The sequence below is a fragment of the uncultured Campylobacter sp. genome (assembly GCF_963517995.1).
Lineage (GTDB): Bacteria > Campylobacterota > Campylobacteria > Campylobacterales > Campylobacteraceae > Campylobacter_A.
This window is the reverse complement of sequence record NZ_CAUQHQ010000013.1, coordinates 1-22,156: the sequence shown is the minus strand read 5'-3', so window position 1 is coordinate 22,156 and position 22,156 is coordinate 1. Positions and strand designations below refer to the sequence as shown.

Annotated in this window: 19 protein-coding genes; 5 read left to right on the top strand and 14 right to left on the bottom strand. The window is 46.5% G+C overall.

Features of this window, described 5'->3' with window-relative positions:
- Positions 1 to 16 precede the first annotated feature (16 nt).
- The 9 genes from RYL88_RS02765 to RYL88_RS02725 form a co-directional block, all read right to left on the bottom strand.
- Entirely contained in the window at positions 17 to 1,372 is a 1,356-nt protein-coding gene (locus RYL88_RS02765) for a coproporphyrinogen III oxidase family protein (RefSeq protein WP_314988867.1), read from the bottom strand.
- Positions 1,373 to 1,686: 314 nt separating this feature from the next.
- Positions 1,687 to 3,180, bottom strand: coding sequence for a hypothetical protein (locus tag RYL88_RS02760; protein ID WP_314988866.1), 1,494 nt, complete (start codon positions 3,178 to 3,180; stop codon positions 1,687 to 1,689).
- A gap of 5 nt (positions 3,181 to 3,185) precedes the next feature.
- Positions 3,186 to 3,683, bottom strand: a complete 498-nt coding sequence (locus RYL88_RS02755; RefSeq protein WP_314988865.1) for a YajQ family cyclic di-GMP-binding protein — start codon at positions 3,681 to 3,683, stop codon at positions 3,186 to 3,188.
- A gap of 2 nt (positions 3,684 to 3,685) precedes the next feature.
- Positions 3,686 to 4,615 (bottom strand): D-2-hydroxyacid dehydrogenase, encoded by a 930-nt coding sequence (locus RYL88_RS02750; protein ID WP_314988864.1) that lies wholly within the window; start codon positions 4,613 to 4,615, stop codon positions 3,686 to 3,688.
- A gap of 9 nt (positions 4,616 to 4,624) precedes the next feature.
- Positions 4,625 to 5,800, bottom strand: a complete 1,176-nt coding sequence (locus tag RYL88_RS02745) for a glutathionylspermidine synthase family protein (RefSeq protein WP_314988871.1) — start codon at positions 5,798 to 5,800, stop codon at positions 4,625 to 4,627.
- A gap of 4 nt (positions 5,801 to 5,804) precedes the next feature.
- Positions 5,805 to 6,443 (bottom strand): UPF0323 family lipoprotein, encoded by a 639-nt coding sequence (locus tag RYL88_RS02740; RefSeq protein ID WP_314988863.1) that lies wholly within the window; start codon positions 6,441 to 6,443, stop codon positions 5,805 to 5,807.
- Entirely contained in the window at positions 6,440 to 7,120 is a 681-nt protein-coding gene (locus tag RYL88_RS02735) for a DNA-binding protein (RefSeq protein WP_314988862.1), read from the bottom strand. The genes RYL88_RS02740 and RYL88_RS02735 overlap by 4 nt, the downstream gene beginning before the upstream one ends.
- A 107-nt stretch (positions 7,121 to 7,227) precedes the next feature.
- Complete coding sequence (rpsU, locus tag RYL88_RS02730; protein ID WP_314988861.1) at positions 7,228 to 7,440, bottom strand: 30S ribosomal protein S21; 213 nt, start codon at positions 7,438 to 7,440, stop codon at positions 7,228 to 7,230.
- Between the two features lie 88 nt (positions 7,441 to 7,528).
- On the bottom strand, positions 7,529 to 9,013 hold the full coding sequence (locus RYL88_RS02725) for a flavocytochrome c (RefSeq protein WP_314988860.1): 1,485 nt from the start codon (positions 9,011 to 9,013) through the stop codon (positions 7,529 to 7,531).
- A 132-nt stretch (positions 9,014 to 9,145) separates the two neighbouring features.
- Here RYL88_RS02725 and ccoG point away from each other — a divergent pair, with 132 nt between their 5' ends.
- The 5 genes from ccoG to RYL88_RS02700 all read left to right on the top strand — a co-directional run bounded on the left by ccoG (position 9,146) and on the right by RYL88_RS02700 (position 16,992).
- Positions 9,146 to 10,492: a cytochrome c oxidase accessory protein CcoG gene (gene ccoG / locus RYL88_RS02720; protein WP_314988859.1), complete on the top strand. Its 1,347-nt coding sequence runs from the start codon at positions 9,146 to 9,148 to the stop codon at positions 10,490 to 10,492.
- Positions 10,493 to 10,551: 59 nt separating this feature from the next.
- A complete protein-coding gene (locus RYL88_RS02715) occupies positions 10,552 to 11,184 on the top strand; it encodes a TetR/AcrR family transcriptional regulator (RefSeq protein ID WP_297966782.1) in 633 nt (210 codons plus the stop codon).
- Positions 11,185 to 11,301: 117 nt separating this feature from the next.
- Complete coding sequence (locus RYL88_RS02710) at positions 11,302 to 12,486, top strand: efflux RND transporter periplasmic adaptor subunit (RefSeq protein ID WP_314988858.1); 1,185 nt, start codon at positions 11,302 to 11,304, stop codon at positions 12,484 to 12,486.
- Positions 12,486 to 15,623 carry a multidrug efflux RND transporter permease subunit gene (locus RYL88_RS02705; protein WP_314988857.1) on the top strand — a complete coding sequence of 1,046 codons (3,138 nt, stop codon included), beginning with the start codon at positions 12,486 to 12,488 and terminating at the stop codon, positions 15,621 to 15,623. Before RYL88_RS02710 ends, RYL88_RS02705 begins: the two co-directional genes overlap by 1 nt.
- Positions 15,616 to 16,992 (top strand): efflux transporter outer membrane subunit, encoded by a 1,377-nt coding sequence (locus tag RYL88_RS02700; RefSeq protein WP_314988856.1) that lies wholly within the window; start codon positions 15,616 to 15,618, stop codon positions 16,990 to 16,992. The genes RYL88_RS02705 and RYL88_RS02700 overlap by 8 nt, the downstream gene beginning before the upstream one ends.
- A gap of 702 nt (positions 16,993 to 17,694) precedes the next feature.
- Here the strand turns inward: RYL88_RS02700 and RYL88_RS02695 are convergent.
- The 5 genes from RYL88_RS02695 to RYL88_RS02675 form a co-directional block, all read right to left on the bottom strand.
- Positions 17,695 to 18,165, bottom strand: coding sequence for a hypothetical protein (locus tag RYL88_RS02695; RefSeq protein WP_314988855.1), 471 nt, complete (start codon positions 18,163 to 18,165; stop codon positions 17,695 to 17,697).
- Positions 18,166 to 18,333: 168 nt separating this feature from the next.
- The gene (locus RYL88_RS02690; RefSeq protein WP_314988854.1) at positions 18,334 to 19,878 is read right to left on the bottom strand and encodes a type IV secretory system conjugative DNA transfer family protein; all 1,545 of its coding nucleotides are present in this window, start codon (positions 19,876 to 19,878) and stop codon (positions 18,334 to 18,336) included.
- A gap of 222 nt (positions 19,879 to 20,100) precedes the next feature.
- On the bottom strand, positions 20,101 to 20,523 hold the full coding sequence (locus tag RYL88_RS02685) for an RDD family protein (RefSeq protein ID WP_314988853.1): 423 nt from the start codon (positions 20,521 to 20,523) through the stop codon (positions 20,101 to 20,103).
- 617 nt (positions 20,524 to 21,140) lie between these two features.
- The gene (gene pyrE / locus RYL88_RS02680; protein WP_314988852.1) at positions 21,141 to 21,752 is read right to left on the bottom strand and encodes an orotate phosphoribosyltransferase; all 612 of its coding nucleotides are present in this window, start codon (positions 21,750 to 21,752) and stop codon (positions 21,141 to 21,143) included.
- Positions 21,753 to 21,805: 53 nt separating this feature from the next.
- Positions 21,806 to 22,036 (bottom strand): hypothetical protein, encoded by a 231-nt coding sequence (locus RYL88_RS02675; RefSeq protein WP_314988851.1) that lies wholly within the window; start codon positions 22,034 to 22,036, stop codon positions 21,806 to 21,808.
- Positions 22,037 to 22,156: the final 120 nt, after the last annotated feature.

The following is a 22,156-nucleotide window of genomic DNA, read 5'->3' as shown; positions in this document are numbered from 1 at the left end:
TTACGGGGTTTGCTAATTACACCGCGGCTCTAGGCGAGATGAGAGCGTCCTCAAAGTCCGCATGCGTCTCTTCGCTCATTATGCGCAAAATTTTACTGCGTTTTATCTTCGCGTCGTCTTTAAATATCGCGCGTACCTTATCCATGCCCGCGTAAAAATCGCGCATGAGCACGAGGCAAAGATATCTGCCAAATTCCGTCGGCACGATGCGGCCGCCCTCTTCGTAGATAGCGCCGACTAGCTTTAGCAAATTTAGCTCGGCAAATAGCTCTTTTTTGATATTCGCGCCGTTAAACTCGTCGTATTTGGCGATATTTACGCCGCCGTCAAACAGCTCGGTGAGGAAGATATACTTTAGCCGTTCTTTTTTCGTAAAGCCGCACTTTGCGATAACTGGACTTTCGCCGCTTTTAACGCGGCGGCCGTAGTCGAGCAGATTAAAGGCGTTGATAACCAGCTCGCCGTTTAAAAAGCTAAACGCGCCGCTACCTACGCCCACGTACTCGTGGTGGCTGCCGACGTATTCGTCGCGCAAATTCGCGCTATCTCGGCCGAATGCCCAAGCGTTGCTTTGATGATAGTCGCTAAAGCTCTCGCAGATGATCTCGTAAAATTCGCGCTCGTTGTCGCTATCTGCGACGCCTAGCGACTTTGCGATCGCATCGCGCGTAAGAGGCGACTTCATCAGCGGATAAAACGTGATCTGCTCGGGTGCTATGGATTTTGCGATTTTGATGTCGTTTAACAGCTGCTCTTTGGTTTGATTAGGAAGGTTAAAGATAAGATCAAGGCTCATCACGGGCAGCACGCCAAGAGCTTTTTTCAGCTTTTCTTGTAAGGCCTCGCTAGAGCCGAATTTCTCGTATCTGGCTACGCGTTTTAGCGTCTCGTCGTCAAAGCTTTGTACGCCCACGCTTAGACGGTCGATGAGTCCTTGAAATCTCTTTAAATTTTCGGGTTGGATGTGGTTTGGATCGCTCTCGCAGGACACGTCTTTGATATTAAAAAGCTCTTTAGCCAGTACGAGCGTTTTTTCAAGCTCGGGTTCGTTTATGAGCGTCGTGCCGCCGCCGACGTAAAGCGAGCCGAAATCAAAGCCCGCGGCCTTAACCTGCCGCATCTCTTGCCTTAAATTTTCAAAATAAATTTTAGCCAGCTCCTGCTCGTAATGATACTTGTGGAACGAACAATACGGACAAAACGTGTGGCAAAACGGCACGTGAGCGTAAAGCATATACTCGGTATTTTCGCGCGGCGTTTTTACGTATTTTTGATCTAAGATGTCGATATTTAGGCCGTTATAAAGAGATTTTTGCATGGTATTATGGGCGTAATTAACCGCAAATTTTTCTATAATATTCTTAAAACCCATAATTAATTTTCTCCCGTAAATCCAAATTTACGTTCGTAAGGATATCTAAAATTTTATTAATCTCGCCTTGAAAAGGGCTGAATTTGCCGAAGTTTTATCAAAATCGAGCGTAAAATTTAAAATTTCAGCCCGTATTTTGAAGCAAAAATCTACCCGTATTAGCTTTAATCTTTACTCGGTTTGCGCAAAATTAGCCGCCAAGTTACAGCTTGCTTAGGATTTAGCATAACGGTTTTGGGTAGCCGCAGCTAGATATCTGGTTTATATTATTTACCGAGTTTAGCGCGTGTCGCCCGCCTTTTGCTTTGAGATTATCAGGCTTGAGTCCAGTTCAAATTTCTCTCCGCTTTTAGTCTGCAGATAGTAAATTTACCCAGAGCCGATAGGACTTTGACATTGTAGAGCTCTACGGAGTCTTTTTGCTCTAAAGCATACGTTTTGCAGACGGGAGAGAGATTTACGGCGCTTGCCTTGAGCGGGTCGCTACGCGTGCCGTTTTTACCGTACGTTAAAACCGAGTTTTCAAAAACGACCTCATCCCTAGACGCAACGCCTATGTCTGCGCCGTTAGCGTCTATAAATTTTACCTCGTCGTTTACTCCGCTAAAAATATACATCTCGTTGCCGTCTTTTACGGCTAGCTCGGCTTTATTATACGAGACGATTTGCGCCTTTTGTTTTGCGTAGCAACCGTCCTTTGCTCCGTCGCCGATGCAGCCGTTTTTATTATTTTGGCAAACGCTTTTTGGCAAAGCGTTTAAGGCGTCTTTTTTGAGCGATAGCATTTTGTAGTTTATATTTCCCAGATCGGCTACTTGGACGATTTTACCGCTCATAACCGCGACGATGACTAAATTTATGATTATCAAAGACCAAAAAATTATCTTAAAATCATCTATATCCTTAGACGTTATAAGTGTTCTAAACAAAACGGCGAAAAATGCCATAAAAAGCACTAAAACAGTGGTGGTAAACCCATCCTCGCTCACGCGGACGTAGGCAAGCAGCGCTACCATAAACGGAGTCGAAAAGGATAAAAATCCGTGCGATATCATAAAAAATAAAAGAGGAATGTCGAATTTACCGTTTTTAAGGCTGCAAAGTAGGCATGATATGACTATCGCCGCTATAAACGCCGCGAAATAATAGTTTAAATCTACCGCTCTCGGGAAAAAATATCCTGCGCCTATAAATGCTATGCCCGCAAGCGTAGCTATCAGATAAATCGCGTAAAAAGGCGTTTCGTTTTTGTCGCCGCCGTCGTAAGAAACGATCAAAACCAAATGCAAAGCAGGAAATACATATAAAATAATAAATAAACCAAAACCCGATATCGCTAGCGCGCTAAGTAACGAAAAGATGCTGTCGCTGCCGGCTACCGAGAAAAATCCGACATTTTGCCAAAAGATAAAATATATTATAAATGGAATCAGCCCCAAAAGCGCGATTAGAATCTGATAGTATTTTTTTACGCGGCAAATTTGCTCCGAGATGAAAAGCTTGATACGCTTTAGATTATATACTTCGTTATATTTTTTATAAACGTCCGAATCGCGGCTTAATTTATTCAGATTCGCAAGCAAATTTACCTGGCGATAAATTCGGTCGTTTAGCTCGTCTATATCCGCAGCCGTTTGCGAATAACTATCGCAGCTAAGGTTTTCAAATTTAGCCAGTCTATCTTTTAACAGACCGATTAGTCCCAAGACGTCCTTGTCGCACTCTTTATTTTTAAGAGTTTTGATAAAGTCGCCGTACTCCTTTACGGCGCTATTTTTTTCTTGGATTAACTTTTTAAAATTATCCATTAAATTTACTTCAAATTTTTAAAACTTATCGGCAGCTCCAAATTTAACCCCTTCACGAGTCTTATACACTCCTGCAGATCATCGATACTTTTGCCGCTTACTCGCACCTCTTCGCTGCGGATCGCTACAGTTACTTTTAGCTTTGCGTCCTTGATCGCTTTGGTGATTTTTTTCGCGTTTTCGCTATCTAGGGTGTCGTTTAGCTTTAGCGTCGCCTTGATATTTCCGCCGCTCGCGCTCTCGCGTTTGCTCTCGGTGACGGCTACCGGCGGGATGTTTCGCTTGATGAGCTTTGAGATCACGATGTCTTTTAGCGCGTCGATTTTGTTGTCGCTAGAGCTAAGAAGCGTGATGATTTTTTCCTTTTCGTTTAGCTCAACATCAGCCACAAGCCCCTTAAAATCATATCTCGCCGCGATCTCTTTTTTCGCCGTTTCTAGCGCGTTTTTGACCTCCATCATATCGACCGCCGCGCTTATATCAAAACTATGCTCAGTTGCCATTTTTATCCTTTCAAAAATTCTTTTATATTTTCTACGATCATCGCTACGAGCCGCTGCCTAGCTTCAAAACTCGCCCATGCTACGTGCGGAGTGAGTATCAAATTTTCCTTGTTTTTGATACGAAGCAGCGGATGATCCGCGCGCATAGGCTCGGTCTGTAGCACATCGGCGGCAAATCGCAAATTTCGCCCATCTATCGCGCGGGCTACGGCGTTTTCGTCCACGATGCCGCCGCGTCCGAAGTTCATCAAAATCGCGCCCTCTTTCATCAAATTTAGCTCCCGCTCGCCGATCAAATTTCGCGTTTTTTCGTTTAGCGGAGCATGGATGCTCACGATGTCGCAGCCGCTTAAAAGCTCGTCCAAATTTAACCTTTTAAACTCGGCGTTTGCGTTTGCGCCGCTAGTGGAGTAGTAGCTCACGCTCGCGCCAAATGCCGCCGCGATGCGCGCCACGCCTCTGCCGATCTCGCCAAGGCCGATGATGCCGAAGCCCTTGCCCGCTATCTCGCCGATACTGCGGTCTAAATTCGTAAAAATTTCGCTCTTCGCCCACTCGCCGCTTTGCGCGTAGTTATCGTAAAATTTGATTCGATTGGTTAGCGCGAAAAGACAAGCAAACGTATGCTGCACGACGCTGGCCGTCGAGTAGCCAGCGACGTTTTTTACCGCGATGCCTTTTGCCGCGGCGTACGCGAGATCGACGTTGTTCATACCCGTCGCGCTGATGCAGATTAGTTTTAAATTTGACGCGTCCATCGTCTCTTTGTCGATCACGACTTTGTTCGTGATGACGACGTCTGCGCCCTTTAGCCGCTCTATGCGCTCGGCCGCGGCGGTCGTCTCAAAGCTAACAAACTCGCCAAACTGCCCAAAAACGTCCAAATTTACGTCGCTTCCAAGCGTCGCGGCATCGAGGCAGACTATTTTCATTTTGCGTCCTTATTTGATAAAATGCCCCACGAATTTGGAGTAGTTATCTAAAATTTCGCCGCCTCTGCGGTATCCTAGCGCGCATGCCTCGTAGGCGAAAAATACGCCCGCTTGGTAGCTGTTGTTGGCGGCGTCTTTGTTAAATTCGTAAAATTCCTGATAGATCGCGCGGTTTTGACCGTAGTCGCCGCCGTTTTGCAAGCTAATGCTACCGTTGGCCTCGATCACGCTCACGTTCGCGCCCTCTCGTCCGAAAACCGGCTTTTTCACGCATTTTTTGCCCGCGATCGGCTTGTCGCTAGCTTGGAGCAAAAGCGGGTGATTCGGGTATAAATCCCATAGAATTTTTAAAATGCCTTTGCTTTGAAAAAGCAGCGTGTATGCTGGATTTAGGATGATGGCTTTTTGATTTTGGACGATATTTTTTAGGATTATGGCTAGCTCGCCTTCCTGCACGGCGATGTCCTCCCACGGCACGAGCTTAAACCAGTACTCGTAGTTTTCTCCGTCAAAAAACACGCCCTCCTCGTCGTTAAATACGACCTCGTGGACGTAAGCAAACGCCGTGTGAAAGCCCGCCTCCTCGGCGATATACTGCAGTAGCTTCACGGTCTGCTCGTCCTCGCTACTACCCGAAACCGAGCTAAATAAAATTTTCCAGCCCTCGTAGTGCTCGTTAAAGCTCTCGGTCTCCTCATCTAGCGTCACGAGGCGCCTAAAATTTTGCTTTAGGGCGTCATAAAGGTCGTTAAACTGTGCGCTCTCGTCCATGCGATTAAACTTAAGCGCCGCCCACTGGATGATCGCCGTCTCAAACACGGCCGTCGGGGTGTCGGCGTTAAATTCGATGAGCTTTATCGGTTTGCCGTCTAGGCCGCCTGCAAGGTCAAATCTACCGTAGAGATGCCAATGCACGTCGTTTTCCCAGCTTTCGCGCACTAGATCTACGAGGTTAAACGGGATGCCGACCTCGTGGTAGAGGTTGTTGTCGATGATGTGCTGGGCGGCTGCGACGAACATATCGTATAGCTCGTTTGCGGCGTTGTAGTAGGCCTCGGCCTGCGCCTCGCTAACCTCGACTAGCTCGTCTGCTACGTAGTCGCTGCCGTCTGGATCGGTGTGCCACGTAAAGCCGATCTCGCCTAAAAATTCGCTATTTAGCGGTTCTATTTTTTTTAAATTTATCATTTTATCCTCCGAAACTTGAGCTTGAGCTTGAACTTGATCCGCCGAAAAATCCGCTCTTTCCGCCGCTTGGTTTACTTGCCGAGCTCGTGGCTTTGGCTTTGTTAAAGCTATCTACGCTCCTTGAATACGCACTCGGGTTTTTATACGCGCTTTGACGCTGCGACTGATAGCCCGGGTTGTTAAAGAGCTTGTTGCCGATCCAGCTGCCTATGATCGCGCCCGCAGCCGAGGCTAGAAGCGTCTCGCCAAGGCTCATACCGCCGCTTGAAAGTTGCGCGTTTTGAGCGTTTGAGCCGGTTAAATTCGACGTTCCGGCGTCGATTTTGGCGTTTTCCTCGGCGATTAGCTTATCCATCTCCTCTTTGCTCAGCACGCGCTCGGTGCCGTTGATATCCTTTAGCACGACGCGCGTTTCGCTGCTCGGATACTCCTCTAGGACTTTATATTTGCCAGGCGCGGTCTCCTCGATGATGACGAACGCTCCCGTTTTTTGCACCGCTTCGTTTAGCGCGCTACCGTCATTATTATTTGCTCCTCCGTTATCGCTGCCGCAGCCGGCCAGCCCTGCTATCACGACCGCGCCAAATCCGCCGACCGCAGCGTAGCTTGCTACTTTTTTTATGCCTTTAAAAACTCTCATTTTTTATCTAGCTCCTTTGAAATTTTCTTACTTTTTACCATTATCACGCCTTTTTTAAATTTGATAAATTTTGATTTTCCGATGTTTTTTATGATTTTATTTTGCGTTTTTTTAAGGCTCTTGCCGCTTAAATTTTGCGATTTTAAAAACTCGGCTAGGCTTGTCCATTTGTCCTCGTTTTCAGGCTTGCTCTCGACAAATTCGACGTCGATCGGAGCCGCGTATTCGCCGTTTTGACGGGCTAGCAGCGGCCGCTCGAGTAGATTTAAAAAATTTCTAATTTTCTCGTCGCGCTCGCGGTAAATTTGAGCGATTTCGGTTTTATTATTTAGCAAAATTTGTTCTTTTTCGCGAAAAAGCCTCTCTTTGTCGGCTTGCAAATTTTGATTTTGTTCTTTTAGTTCGCTAATTTGCGAGAGTAGAAATTCGTTCACGTCAAATTCACCCGCCTTTGATTTTTTGGATTTCGCGCTTTTAGCTGATTTTTCGGTAGAAGTTTTTGGCGGCTGATTTGGCGTTAAATTTGCCGCAGTATCAGGCTCGTATCCGTCCAAAACCACGTATTTTACTCCGTCTTTTTCAAAGGTTTTTAGCGTGCCGCGACGAATGCGGTTGTAGACGGCTTCTTTGGTTACGCCTAAGATTTCCGCAGCCTCGCTCACGGGCACTTTGGACATATTTTTCCTTTGATCGTTAAATTTAACGTAGATTATGGCAAATTTTGGCTTTGATGCGAGTTAAACGGGAGTTTAAATAAAAAAGGCCGCCGAAGCGACCCCTTTGGTTAGAGCTTTGACTCGTAGCGTCTAAGCATATATAGACGTTTAAGCATTTTCTTGCGAGCCGCGATTTTTTGTTTTTTGCGGACCTCGGTCATAGGCTCGAAAAAGCGTCTTGCGCGAACTTCGGTCACGACAAGATTCCTGTCGGTTTGCTTTTTGAACTTTCTGTAAGCTTCGTCAAAAGACTCGTTAGGATGTACCTTAATACCAGGCAACGTCCTCACCACCTTTCAATTAAAATAGACGGCGATTATAGTTTAAATTTGATAAATTTAAGCTTTGCTCGCCGCTCGGGTTTTAAATTTAGCCTTTTAGTATATGCTCCGCCGCTATCATCGCCGAGCTGATACAATCGGGCGTCGAGCAGCTGGTAAGCCTCGTAAATCCGTGCACTCCGCCCGTCGCCTCGCCTACGGCGTATAAATTTTTAATAGGCTTGCTATCGTTTATATTAAGAACTTCAAAGTTCAAATTTACCCTCACGCCGCCCGGGGTATAGCTGATGCCAGGAGCCCCGAGTATCGCGTAAAACGGAGCCTTTTCTATCGGAGCGACTTTGGTTAAATCTTTTTTAAAATCGAAATCGGTTTTGGCAACGACGCTTTCGTTATACCGCTTTATTTCCTCTTTTAAAATTTGTGCATTTAGCTTAAATTCCGCAGCTAGCTCATCTAGGCTCTCAAATTTTTTCATCTTGCCGGTTTCTATAAATTTTTGCAGCCTTTTTGGGTCATGACTGAAGGTAAATCCCGTCTCGTCAAAGATTATAGTCGGAAACAGATCGCTTTCGTTTTTTTGCATATTTTCTAAAATATTATCGGACAAAGTCTGTCTATCGCCGTCTTCGTTCATAAATCTCTTTGAGTTTTTGCCGTCGACCGCAATAGCAAATATCAAATCCTCCGTCGGAATACCAAACGAATAGCGTCCCAGACTAACCTGCACCGGCATCGCGCCCGCTCTTATCATCGTTTTTAGTGCGCCGGCCGTTGCGCCCGGATTTGACGGCGTGGAGGCTAGAGCGAGTCTTGGGTTTTGCGCTGCCTTAAAGACTTTATCTGCCGAAAATCCGCCGCTTGCAAAGATCACGGCCTTTTTAGCTTTATAAAATTTAACGTCTCCGGATGCGTTTTGCGCGTCGTCGTCGGCTAGGTCTTTGTCAAATTTATACCCCTCTCTCACCTTTAGCCCTATCGCCGCGCCATTTTTATCCAGCACGATTTCATCGACTTTTACACGCTTTAGCGTCTTGCCGCCTTTGCTCTCAAAGTGCGAATTTAGCGCCTGTACGCACGCTCCGCCTCCGCCTACGGTCTCTAGGCTTCTTGCTACGCTATGCCCGCCTAGATGTTTTAGCTTTTCGGCGTATTGCACGCCTCTTGCTTTGACGAATTCATACGCTCTTTTTGAATTTTGGGCGATCCTATAAGACTGCTCTATGTAGTTAAAGCCCTTGCCTGCCTTGTTTAAATCTTTTACGAAAAGCTCGATAGAGTCTTTGATGCCGGCCTTTTCCTGTTGTTCGGAGCCCACGCAGGCAAAATCAAGCTGAGAAACTACAGAGTTGCCGCCCATTCGCGACATCTTTTCCAGTAGCGCTACACCAAGCCCACCCTCGGCTGCTACGATGCCCGCGACGTTTGCGCTAAGGCCGCTACCTACAACCAAGACGTCGTATTCCGCGTCCCATTTTATCTCGTCATCTTGTGCCGCTTGCAAATTTAGCGCACCAACAGCGGCTGCCGCGAGGCCGGTTTTGATGAAATTTCTTCTAGAAATTTTTTTCATAACATCTCCTTTAAAGAATTTTATGAAATTATACATCATAAAAGTGGCGTAATAGCAATTTTAATATGCGTTTAATAGCATTAACTCTATAATTTATCAAAAATTATCACTACTTTGTAATCAGGATGAATTATGACTAAAGAAGAGTATAAAAAATATTTCAAATTTGCCAGCAAACGCTATATCGCCTACATCCTGATCACCTGTACCGCGCTCGTTTTACCTTTTATATCTATCGGCGGAAATCAATTTTTTCTTTTAAGCTTCGAGCGTAGCGAGCTGCATCTGTTTTTTGCCAAATTTAACGTCCAAGAGCTGTTTTTGATGCCTTTCGTGCTCATCATTTTTTTTATTTTTATATTTTTTATGACGAATTTAGGCGGCCGCGTTTGGTGCGGTTGGAGCTGCCCGCAGACGATATTTCGCGTGATTTACCGCGACCTTATACAAACTAAAATTTTAAAGATCCGCAAGAGCGTTTCAAATAAGCAAACGCAGGCCGATGGCGGCATCAAAAATGCGCTAGCAATCGCGATCTGGAGCGTTTTAGCTTTTGTCGCGGCGGCGAATTTTCTCTGGTTTTTCGTCCCGCCGCAGGATTTTTTAGTTCAAATTTTAGACCCGGCCGAACATAAAATTTTACTCGGGGCTTGGATCGTTATCGCGGCATTTTTGATATTTGATGTAGCATTTTTGGGCGAAAATTTTTGCATTTACGTCTGTCCGTACGCTAGAGTGCAGTCCGTGATGATAGATAACGACAGCATGCAGGTTATCTACGACGAGGCGCGGGGCGGTAAAATTTTTGAGGGGCAAACCAAACTATGGAAAAAACCGCCGGGGCCGCAAGACGAGTGCACCGGCTGCGAGGCCTGCGTTAAAATTTGCCCGACGCACATCGACATCAGAAAAGGCATGCAGCTAGAGTGCATAAACTGCCTAGAGTGCGTAGATGCCTGCACGAAAACGATGTCGGGGCTAAATTTGCCTAGTCTAATTAGCTGGACGAGCTCAAATTCGCTAAAAACCAAGCAAAAGGTGCGGTATTTGCGCTTTAAAACCGTCGGCTACTGCGCCGCCATCGCTATCGCCGCGACCGCACTAGCGCTAATGAGCGCCAAAAAAGAAAACATGCTGCTAAACATCAACCGCACGAGCGAGCTATATAAGATAAATAAAAGCGGCGAGATCGAAAATGCTTACGTGTTTTTGTTTGAAAATACCGACGTGGCAGCGCACGAGTTTTACTTTGACGTTAGCGCAAACGATGCCGATATCAAAATAAAACGCCCAAAAAGTAACATTGCCTTAAACGCAGGCGAAAAGAAGAAAATCGTAGTCGTATTAACGGCTCCTAAAAATGCCGCTAGACCCGGTAAAAACGCAAGTGCAAAGATAACTATACGCGCCTATGCCGCAGACGAAAAAGAGAAAATTAACATCGCAAGAGAGACTATTTTTGCATACCCGAGGGACTAAAAATCATATTTTTATTGTATAATCCTTAAATTATAATTTTAATTTTTTAAAGGTATGCAATGAACGGGAAAATCACGCAAAGAAGCGCCGAAAGAAAAGAAAAATTTATCCAAGCCGGTATGGAAATTTTCCTCGAAAAAGGCTATGAAAACACGAGTCTAACGGATATAATCAAAAAAAGCGGCGGGTCGCTGGCTAGCGTTTATAAATTTTTTGAAAACAAGGAAGGTCTTTTTCGCGCTATCGTAGAACGCGGATTTGACGACTTTAGAACGCAGATAGATGAGAAAATTGATCTCAGTTTATCGCATAAATTGGAGGATTTTTTAATCAAATTCGCCTCTATATTTTTCGACATAATCTGCGACAAAGAAACGACGCTAATTTCAAGAGTTATGATGAGCGAGGGCGCGAAAAACGACGGTATGCTCGGCAAGGCGTTTTTGGAGCAAATTTTAAGTAAATTCGATAAAGTTTTGATAGATTTTTTCGAGCGCGAAGACATAAAAAAACAGCTAAATCCCGACATCTCGCCTTACGTAGCGGCTAAGGCGTTTGCCGCGGTCGTCAGGGAGCCTTATCATTATAATGCGATTTTGCTAAACGAGGATATAACGCTAAACGAAAAAGAACGCAAAGAGCACGTAAAAACGAGCATAAATATATTTTTACACGGTATCAAAAAGCACTAAATTTAACGACTTAAATTTGACTTGTTAAGAAAATAAGAGTAAAATCATCTACTTGTTTTGTAACATTCATTATAAAACGCTAAATTTAAAATAATCTCCAAAACATAAGGCAAATTTATGAGAAATTTTAAAAATATCTCGGTTTTATTATTAGCATCGCTACTTTTTACGGCATGCTTTGACGGTAACGATAAAAAAGGCGCGGCCGCAGCCGCGCAACAACGACAAATGCCGCCATCAAAAGTCGACGTATTCGTAGCTAAAAAATCAGACGTGCCGATCAGCTTTGACTACGCCGCGACTCTAACGAGCCAGCAAGACGTCATCGTCTATCCTAAAGTAAGCGGCACGATAATCAAGCAATTTTTCAAGCCCGGCGACAACGTAAAAGCCGGCGATAAGCTGTTTTTGATAGATCCCGAAAAATACCAAGCAAGCTACGACGCGCTTGAAGCCGCTATCGGCGTAGCAAACGCAAATTTAAAAAACGCTCAAACCGAATTTAACAGAATCTCAAATTTATATAAGAAAAATGCCGTTTCGCAAAAAGAGTACGACGCGGCCGTTTCGGCGCTTGAAATCGCAAACGCAAATTTACTAAGCGCCAAAGCAAACGCCAAAAGCGCAAAAATAGATCTGGGTTACACGAGCATCGCTGCGCCTTTTGACGGCGTTTTGGGCGATAATCTCGTAGACGTGGGATCGCTAGTCGTAGCAAACACTACCCAGCTAGTGCGCCTAACCAAAATCAATCCGATCGAAGCGCATTTTTATATCTCGGACGTAGATAACCTAAACCGCGTCAAAATGCAAGAAAGCAGCCTCTGGGTGCAGACAAACTCGGACGCCGTGCTAAAAGTAGGCCCTGGCGAATTTGACGGTAAGGTAAATTTTATCGATAACGTCGTAAATACGAACATGGGCAGCGTTTTAGCCAAGGCTGAATTTAACAACGACGAGGGCAAACTGCTACCGGGAATGTTCGGCCACGTGACGATGGGAGGATTTTATCAAAAAGACAGCTTTAAAATCCCTCAAGTAGCACTCCAGCAAACAGACGTCAAGACCTACGTACTAGTCGTAGAGGACGGCAAAGTAGCCTCCAAGGACGTAAAAATTACCTACCAGACGAAAGACGCCGCAGTTGTTAGCCAGGGGCTAAACGAAAACGATAAAATAATCTTAAACAACTTCCTAAAAATCGGCGTAGGCGCGCCCGTAGAGATAGATAAGGATCTAACCGCAAGCTTTGGCAAGGGCGTAAATTTAGAGCCTAAGACCGAGCAAGAAAAGGTCAAGTGATGTTTTCTAAATTTTTCATTGACCGCCCGATATTTGCCACCGTCGTATCTATCATCATAGTTATTGCGGGCGCGATGGCGATAAAGGGACTTCCTATCGAGGAGTACCCAAAACTAACCCCGCCTCAAATCTCCGTTAGCGCCATCTACACGGGCGCTGATGCCCAAACTATCGCCGACTCCGTAGCTAGCGCGATCGAGGATCAGATAAACGGCGTAGAAAATATGCTCTACATGCAAAGCACTTCAAGCTCGAGCGGCTCGCTAAATATCAACGTTTATTTTAAAATCGGCACCTCAGCCAAACAAGCCACGATCGACGTAAACAACCGCGTCCAAGCCGCGCTCTCAAGGCTACCTCAAGAGGTGCAAAACATGGGCGTAACCGTGCGCGAACGTAGCAGTTCGATCCTAGAGGCTATAGGCTTTACTAGTCCGAAAATGAACTCCATCGAGATGTATAACTACGTAAATTTAAACATAGCAGACGAGATCAAAAGGGTTAACGGCGTAGGCGATACCGTGCTAATCGGTACCAAAGAGTACTCGATACGAATTTGGCTAAAGCCCGATTTGCTCGCCTACTACAAGTTAACTCCTAGCGATGTAATCGCTCAAGTAAAAATCCAAAACAGCCAATACGCCGCCGGCAAGATAGGCGAGCAGCCCTCAGACGGCGATAATCCTTACGTTTATTCCGTTCGCACTGGCGGACGACTCAAAAACGCCGCGCAGTTTGGCGATATAATCATCAAAAGCGCAGACGGCGCGACGCTAAAGCTAAAAGACGTAGCCACAGTAGAGCTAGGAGCGGCTAGCTACGCTAACGACGCGATGTTAAACGGTAAAGACGCCGTACCGCTTTTAATCTTTATGCAAAACGACGCTAACGCCCTAGCCACGGCACAAGCAGTAAACGCAAAGCTAGACGAGCTAAGTAAAAATTTTCCCGAGGGATTTACGCATACGATCGCATATAACCCGACCGAATTTATCGAAGTCTCTATCCATGAGGTCGTAAAAACCTTTATCGAGGCGATGATCTTAGTTCTCATCGTTATGTATATGTTTTTAAAGAGCTTCCGCGCTACCGTCATCCCGATGCTAGCCGTTCCCGTGTCCATCATCGGCACCTTTGGCGGACTGTACGCGATGGGATTTAGTATAAATTTAATCACTCTTTTTGCGCTTATCCTTGCTATCGGTATCGTCGTGGACGACGCCATCATCGTTATCGAAAACGTGGAGAGAATTTTACACGAGGAAAAAGACATCACCGTCAAAGAAGCGACATATAAGGCGATGGAGGAGGTACAAACCCCCGTCATCTCGATCGTGCTGGTTTTATCCGCCGTTTTTGTTCCGGTTTCTTTTATGGAGGGTTTTGTCGGCGTGATCCAGCGCCAGTTTGCGCTCACTCTGGTTACTTCGGTTTGTATTTCGGGCTTTGTCGCACTTACGCTTACTCCGGCACTTTGCGGCGTTATGATAAAAAAACAAGAGAACAAGCCGTTTTGGTTTGTACAAAAATTTAACGACTTTTTCGACTGGAGTACGAAAATTTTTACCGCGGGCGTTGCAAAAGTGCTTCGTCACGTGATAATCAGCCTTATTTTGATAGGCGTCATGGGTTTTGCGACTTACGAGCTGTTTAAAAAAGTTCCTAGCGGCCTCGTACCGTCCGAAGATAAGGGCGCGTTAATGGTTATCACTTCGTTACCGCCGTCAAGCAATATGCTAAAAACCAAAGAAGAGGTAAAAACTATCAGCAACATGGTTCTAAGCAATCCAAACGTCGAATTTACGATGGGGTTTGCCGGATACGATATGATCGCGGGCGCGCTTAAAGAAAACTCTGCCATCAGCTTTATCAAGCTAAAAGATTGGAGCCAGAGAAAAACGCCGGATAGTCAAGCAGACGCGCTAACCGGCCCCTTTAACGGTATGCTTTGGGGCTCGAAGGAATCAATGAGCTTTGTCGTAAACGTCCCGCCTATCATGGGTCTTTCGATGACGGGCGGCTTTGAGATGTATCTACAAAATAAAAGCGGCAAAAGCTACGCCCAGATCGAAGCCGACGTGAAAAAAGTAGTGGCCGCGGCAAATGCGCGCCCGGATCTAACTAGCGTGCGCTCGACGCTAGAGACTAATTACCGCCAGTTTAAAATCGACGTCGATAGGCAAAAAGCCCAGATGTTCGGCGTGAGCGAGAGCGAAATTTTTAGCGCGATAGGCTCGACTTTCGGCTCTTACTATATCAACGACTTTAGCCTTTTCGGCAAATCCTACCGCGTCTACGCTAGAGGCGAAGAGGGCTTTAGAAACAACCCCGAAGATTTGCGTAAAATTTACGTCCGCTCAAGCGGCGGTGAGATGATACCGCTAAACTCCGTCGCCACTCTAACTAGAATTTTGGGTCCCGATATCGTAGATAGATTTAACCTTTTCCCTGCGGCTAAGATCCAAGGCGACCCAAAACCGGGCTACACGTCGGGAGACGCGATAAAAGCGATACAAGAGGTAGTCGAACAAACGCTAAATATGGAAGAATACTCCATAAGCTGGGCGGGCACGGCCTATCAGGAGGTTAGCTCGCAAGGCACGGGCTCTACGGCGTTTATCTTCGGTATGATTTTCGTATTTTTGATCCTAGCGGCGCAGTACGAGCGCTGGCTCATCCCGCTAGCCGTCATCACCGCCGTTCCGTTCGCGGTTTTTGGCTCGCTAGTCGCCGTTTGGGCTAGAGGGCTAACAAACGACATTTATTTCCAGATCGGACTACTGCTTCTCATCGGTCTATCGGCTAAAAACGCGATCCTTATCGTAGAATTTGCGATGCAAGAAAGACTAGCGGGCAAGAGCGTATTTGACGCGGCCGTTAATGCTGCAAGGCTTCGCTTCCGCCCGATCGTCATGACCTCGCTCGCGTTTACCCTGGGCGTTTTTCCGATGGTTATCAGCACGGGTGCCGGCGCTGCGTCTCGCCACTCTCTAGGCACGGGCGTGGTCGGCGGTATGATAGCTGCCACTACGATAGCGATATTTTTCATACCGATGTTTTACTATCTGCTAGAAAAGCTAAACAACAAAGTCTGGGACAAAAAACCAAGCGGGGCACAGGAGATCAAAAATGTATAAAATTTTAACTTTAGCCGCGGCGCTATTTTTAGCAGGCTGCTCGTTTCGACCCGAGATACCCGAGGTCGATACGAAATTTGAATCTACGTATAAATTTGAAACTAGCGACATCAAAGACGAGTGGTGGAAGGAGTTTGGCGACGAAAACCTAAACGCTCTCGTAGCTAGCGCGCTAGAGAAAAATACCGACCTTCGCACGGCTTATTTAAATTTACAAAAAGCCGCCGCAAGCCTAGGCATCTCGGAAGCAGATCTCTTTCCTAGCGTAAATTTAAACGTCGGCTACACTAAGGCAAAAAGCAGCGGCGAGACCTACACCAAGCAGCCTCAAACGCGCTACCGAAACTCTGAGGTAAATTTAGGCCTAAGCTACGAGATAGACCTGTGGGGCAGGGTTAGAAACAGCGTCGAGTCGGCTAAAGCCAGTCTAAACGCGACTAAGCTTGACTACGCTACCGCGCGCCTTAGCATAAGCTCTAGCGTGGCTAAAAGCTACTTCGCGCTCGTAGCTCTAAATATGCGCGAAGCCGTGCTGAAAGATACGCTAAAAACCTACGAGGAGACGCTAGCGCTTCGCAAAACGCAGCTTGATCTAGGCGGTATAAACGAGACGACCTATCTACAAAGCAAAGCCGCCGTGCAGAGCGCAAAAGTAAGCCTACTAGAGGTGCAAACCTCTCTATCTCAGGCTCTAACGTCCGTAGCGATACTAACCGGTAAATCAAACGACGATATCCTAAACGGAGCCGTGCAGAGCGCTAAAATACTACCAAAAGAGCCCGAAGTGAGTGCTGGCGTGAGCGCGGACATACTGCTGCGAAGGAGCGACGTAGCTAAAGCATACGCCGATCTAAACGCCACCAACGCGCTAATCGGCGTCGCAAAGGCCGACTATCTACCGTCCATCTCGCTAACGGGACTTTTCGGATTTTCTAGCGTGGATTTTGAAAATATCTTTATCAGCAACGCAAACACGTGGAGCATAGGCGGCTCTTTGGTGCAGAAAATTTTCGACTACGGCAGAACCAAAAACAACGTCCGCATCGCCGAAACTAACGAGCAAATCGCGGCCGTAGCTTACGAAGCTGCCATCAAAAAGGCTCTTGGAGAAGTCAGAGACGCACTAAACAACCGCAAAAACGCCAAACTAACGCTAAATCAGGTCAAAGAGCTCCTGCTCTCGCAAGAAAAAATCTATCAGCTAGCCAAGGATCAGTTCGAGGAGGGCTACACCGGGCATCTGGAGCTACTCGACGCGCAGCGCAACCTGCTCTCGGTTAGACTGCAAGTTATAGCGGCGAATTTGAGCCTCATCGACTCGGTCGTGGATGTCTATAAGGCGTTTGGCGGTGGATTTCAAGCCGAATAATTTTACTTTTTGGCGGAGCTTTTCCGCCATTCTTTTGAGCGATTTTTTAAATTTTGCAAGCGCCGATTAGCAAACCCGGTCGCGGTTTTTAAAATAAGATTCAACTAAACTTAAGCGGATTTTTCTTATTAATTTTAAAAGATTTTGATATAAGTTTTCACGCGTAGTCCTAGCGCCGCATCTAAACTCGGCCTTGCTACTTTCATAGCCGCGACTTGAAAAACTACAAACGCATCAAAGCTAAGCGTCTGGATTTTTTGCCGCGCATCCCTTTTTTAAAGAGAGTGGCGTCTTAATAGCGGCAAAAGCGCAACTAAGCGCAAGATCGATCGTTTTTCTAAGATTTTAGTAAATTCCGCTATTTTTCTACGTCAGATAAAAACACCATAAAAATTTCTCTCAATTTCTTTTATGAGATTTGGGTGCGGATTTAAATTTTACGCCGTAGCGCGTCAGGTTTGACGCAAACGGCAAGCGGTAAAATCGCCAAATTACGCTGCCGTTTAAATTTACGCCGATCTACAAAATAGATAGCGCGCCGAAGCTTGGCTCAAATTTGGCTTCAAAACTCGCTTTCAAAATTTGGCTAAATTTGCGAACCGTTTTGTTAAATTTGACTGACGACAAGCGGATTTCTCGGCCAACTCGTTAAATTTGAATACGGATAACGGCGGTAAATTTGACTGTTTATGCTGATTGCTATTAATCAATTGCATCCCACGGCATTATACGAGCTATTTGGCTACTTAGCTCGTCGGCTTGTTTGAGCGTTAAACTTTCCACCGAAGAAACTCTATAGAATAAATGTTTTCTTTTTTTCACTATAAAAACTTGGGTGGGGGTAAATGGAAAATAATAGGTACGGCAAAAAGCCAAATCCTCGCCTTTTATAACCGTATCGCCGAAAATATATCTGTTTATAATGGTCCTATCTCTGTAAATTTCAATGTAGTTAAAAAATATAAGCTTGTACAAAAGCCTGCCTAAAAATAAAGAACCTAGGATGCCCAGCGCCTGCATCCAGCCTCTATAATATATCGCGGTAGGCAAGGCGGGCACGAGCAGGAAAAAGCTAAATCTGATAAAATCAAACATTACCATGAGCGGATTTCGTCTATCTAGTCTGTAAAGTAGCTCCGACTCTTTATTTTCTTTGCCCGGACTTTCGTTCATATCCTCCGCCTAAAGTCAAATTTGTAAATTTTCTAGCCTAGTTTTATGCAAACGGCGAGCGGTTAAAATCTTCAAGTTACGTTGCCGTTTAAATTTACGCCGACCTTCAAATTTGGCCCGAATTTACGGTCAAATTTAACCCGCACTCCCGCTTAGTCGCAGCCAAATTTACCTAAAGCTTATCTGCGCGTCGTCCGTACCATCGTCAAGCGAGATGTTATAACCGCCTGTATTTGGCTGGCGTTTATAAATATCTTGCGGGCCGATATTTAGCACCTCGTCGCTGAAAAACACGCATTCGCGTTCGCCCGTATCCACGTCGCGCACCCAGATTTTGCCGTCGTCCACGATCTCCTCGTCAAACTCTATCACGCGGTTTTCGTAAATTTTGCCTAGCAGTCGCTCGTGCAGGCGGTTCTCGCGCTCAAACTCTAGCTGTGCTTGCAAGCACTCCGCCTCGTCTATGAAAATAGGCTCCAGCGCGATCTTGTCGCCCTCTAGCACGCACTCAAATTTCTCCAACGCCGAGCAGTCCACCTCGCTGCCACCCAGCCTCACGACGTCCTTGTTGCGCATGAAGTAGCGGTTGGTAAGGTTGCCCATCAGCGCCTCGTACGCCGTGCCGCCGATCGCGCGCTTGAGCAAAAACTCGTTTTGAAACGCCAGCACCAGCTCCACCTCGCACTCGCGCAGGATCTCTTCGTTTAGCTCGGTGTTTTCGCTTAGCAGCTTCGCCGACTCGTCGAGAAATAGGCTAATAGGCCTTTTTTGCTTCATCGTTACGCGCTTTAAAAGCTCGGGCAGAAAGCTGTTTAGCAGGAAGCTTAGCGCGCTTTTGTCGCAGCTTGCGGCGTTAAATATCACGATCTTGCCGCTATTTAGCAACCCTGCGATACTCGCGTCGCCCGCAGCGCCCTCGCCGTCGCCGTTTAGCGAGTCGTCGTTCATTAGGCCAAGAAAGGGCGACATCATCATCGAGTAGTTGCGAAAATCGTCTCTCGTGCGCTCGTCGCCGATGTCCTTGTAGCGGCTCGTCGCGTCCAAAAACTCGTCCGCAGTGGCTAAAAACGCGCGGTTTATCATTATCGTCTCGCGGGTAAAATTTAGCGTCGAGGAGTCGAGATTATCGCAGATTAGGTTTAGCGCGTCTTTAAACTCGAGCATCTTTTCTAGGTCTTGCGAGAGGCGCAGGATCGTAGCGACGTCAAAGGTAAAATCCCGCGCGAGCGTGCGCACATCGGCGTAGAATGCATCCGTGTAGCAGTCATTTAACGGCGTGATTTTTTTAGCGAAAATTTTAAGCGCCTTTAGCACCTTAAAAAACTCCGTCGCGATGCTCGAGCCAAACTCTTCCCAAAACTTTTCCCTCGACTCCATCGGCTTTTTCACGCAGTTTTTAAAGTCCCGCGGCTTCATCGAGGCGATGAGATTTATCGGCGCGTCCATCCTCGCACCCACGCTCACGACGTCTTTTAGGCGGCCTGCTCTGCGCGCTAGAGCCTTGATTTTGGCGCTCTCGCCGCCTTTATAATCCACGGCAAACACCGCGTAGCCGTTTTGCATGCGGTCAAGCAAATTCGGATATATCATCGCCGTCGTCTTGCCGCTGCCTGTCTCTCCAATGATGGCCGCGTGCGTGAAGTCGCTAGGTATCAGCGCGCCTTTTTTCTCCGCGTTTTCCCGCGTTCTAGTAAATCCCATTATTTTTTGCATATTTTTCCTTATCGGGGGCGATTGTAACGAAATTTGGTTTAAAGATTTAAATTTAGCGGGGCGGCGAGCGGATTAAATTTTAGCTGCAAATATGCAAAACCTGCGCCGCAAAAATGCCTGGCGTAAATCCGGCGTCAAATTTAGACTAATAAAAACGAGCGCGGACTCGCTAAAAATAATCGCGGCAAATTTAGCTCAAATTTGCCAAAAAGCGGACTAAATTTACTCCGCTTTTTTGCAAACGGCGGCCGAGTGCGTGAGTAGATCGTGTAAATTTAGCGCGTCCTTGCGAAAAAAACAGAGGCAAAGCCCTACGATGCTAACTCCTGCGATCAAAAAGCAGGCGTAGCGGAGCAAAACGCGCGCAAAACTAAGCTTGCGGCCGCTGCGCAGATCGATGAGATAGATGTTTTGCGAGCGGTAGCCCGGAGTCTGGGCCTTGATCGCAAAAAAGGTGCAGCAGATAAGGCCGACTGCGAGATTTGCCGCAAATATCGCGGCTTGGTTGCGCAAAAATTCGTCCTTGCCGCCCAAAAAAACATAAGTCGTAAGGTAATATATCGGCATGCCGATCAAAAAAAGATCGATTATAAAGGCCTTTGCTCGCGCGCCGATGCCGGCTAGTCGTGCTTTTTGTTTTGCCAAATTTACTCCTTTTTACGCTTTATTTTGCGCTAATTTTGGATTTGAATGTCAAATTTGCTCGCTACCGCCCAAATTTATGCGCATCTACTTTGTCGCAGCGATTTACGGCCTACTTTTATGCACCATCGATTTGGTACGATAAATTTACGACTCGTTTCCGCGTACCCGCCGCTTGCGCCGCCTTACCAGCCGATCTTGCTTCGCTCATAAACTAGGCTTTTGCCGCCAAATTTGCATATCTCGGCGCGGTGCAATCTTTATCGCCCGCACCGCATCGTTATCAAGCCGTAAATTTATCTTATTGCCAAAGCTATGCGCCGCATTTAAATTTATAAATTTTAGGATGCGCTTTTTGCGGACGTAAATTTACTCAAATCCAAATTTGACGGTCGCCGCTAAATGCACAAGACGGCAACACGAATTTGATTCCGCTCCGATCGCGACTTGCAAAAAGGCAACGGCGGGCTTCGTTTATCGTCAAATTTATTGCCCGAGATACCGCAAAAATCGGCTTGCCAAGCCAAATTTGATTTGCGATCGGTTTGCGTTCATTGATGTCCGCAAAGTCCGTCCAAATTTGCGGGACTAATCAAACATGGCCGCGAAAATTAACAAATTTAGTTGCCTCTGCTGCCCGGCTTTATCGCCTCGCTTCCCGTAGCGCAAAGCGGGCAGTTTGCGGGATCAAAAATCTCAAACTCAAAGTTTCCAAGCGCGAAAAACGGCTTATCGGCGGGTAGTTTGGCGCTATCTTTGGCGACGCTGTCCGCTAAATTTGCAACCTTGCAAAAGCCGCGATTAGCAAGCGCGGCAAACGCCACGACCTCGCCGCCTAGGCTCTCTATCACGCGCGCAGCCTCCATCGCCGAGCCGCCCGTGGTGATGATGTCCTCGCAGACGATAAATTTCTCGCCTTTTTTTACCTCAAAACCGCGTCGCAGGCTCATCACGCGCTCGACTCGCTCGGTAAAAATAAAGCGCTTTTTTGCCGCGCGAGCTAGCTCGTAACCCGCCAATATACCGCCTAGAGCGGGCGAACAGACGCTGTCAAACTCTACGCCCGATTTTTCGATGACGACGGCCAGCTCGCTTGCTAGCTTGCCCGCTAGCTGCGGGTCTTCGAGCACTTTGGCGCTTTGGAGGTAAAACTGCGAGTGGTTGCCGCTGCTAAGCAAAAAATGCCCCTGCAAAAACGCGCCCGCATCCTTGTAAATTTTCTCTAAATCCATCGTTTTTCCTTTGTAAAATTTGGGCGAATTTTACCCTAAGCGCGCTTAAGCTACTATTTTTTGGCTTCGCGGGCCGCATGGGTTGTCTTAAACGGCGGCTTTGTTTTTAGGTTTTGGGCTGATGAAGCGTATGGTTTGATATTTTGCACCTCGCCGATAAAATAAATCTGGTCAAATTTATTCGGTTTCACCCCTCCCCAACTGGGTAAATTTACACCACAGAAACCAAAACGGCGGCCGCGACGTATGGCTGCTTCAAACCCCAACGGGGTAAATTTACACAATATCTTTACGCCTATACTAATATCAATGAGTTGTTTCAAACCCCAACGGGGTAAATTTACACTTGATATAATCTCCAAGCGAGATCTCCAAACCCAGTCTCATAAACACATGTGACGGGG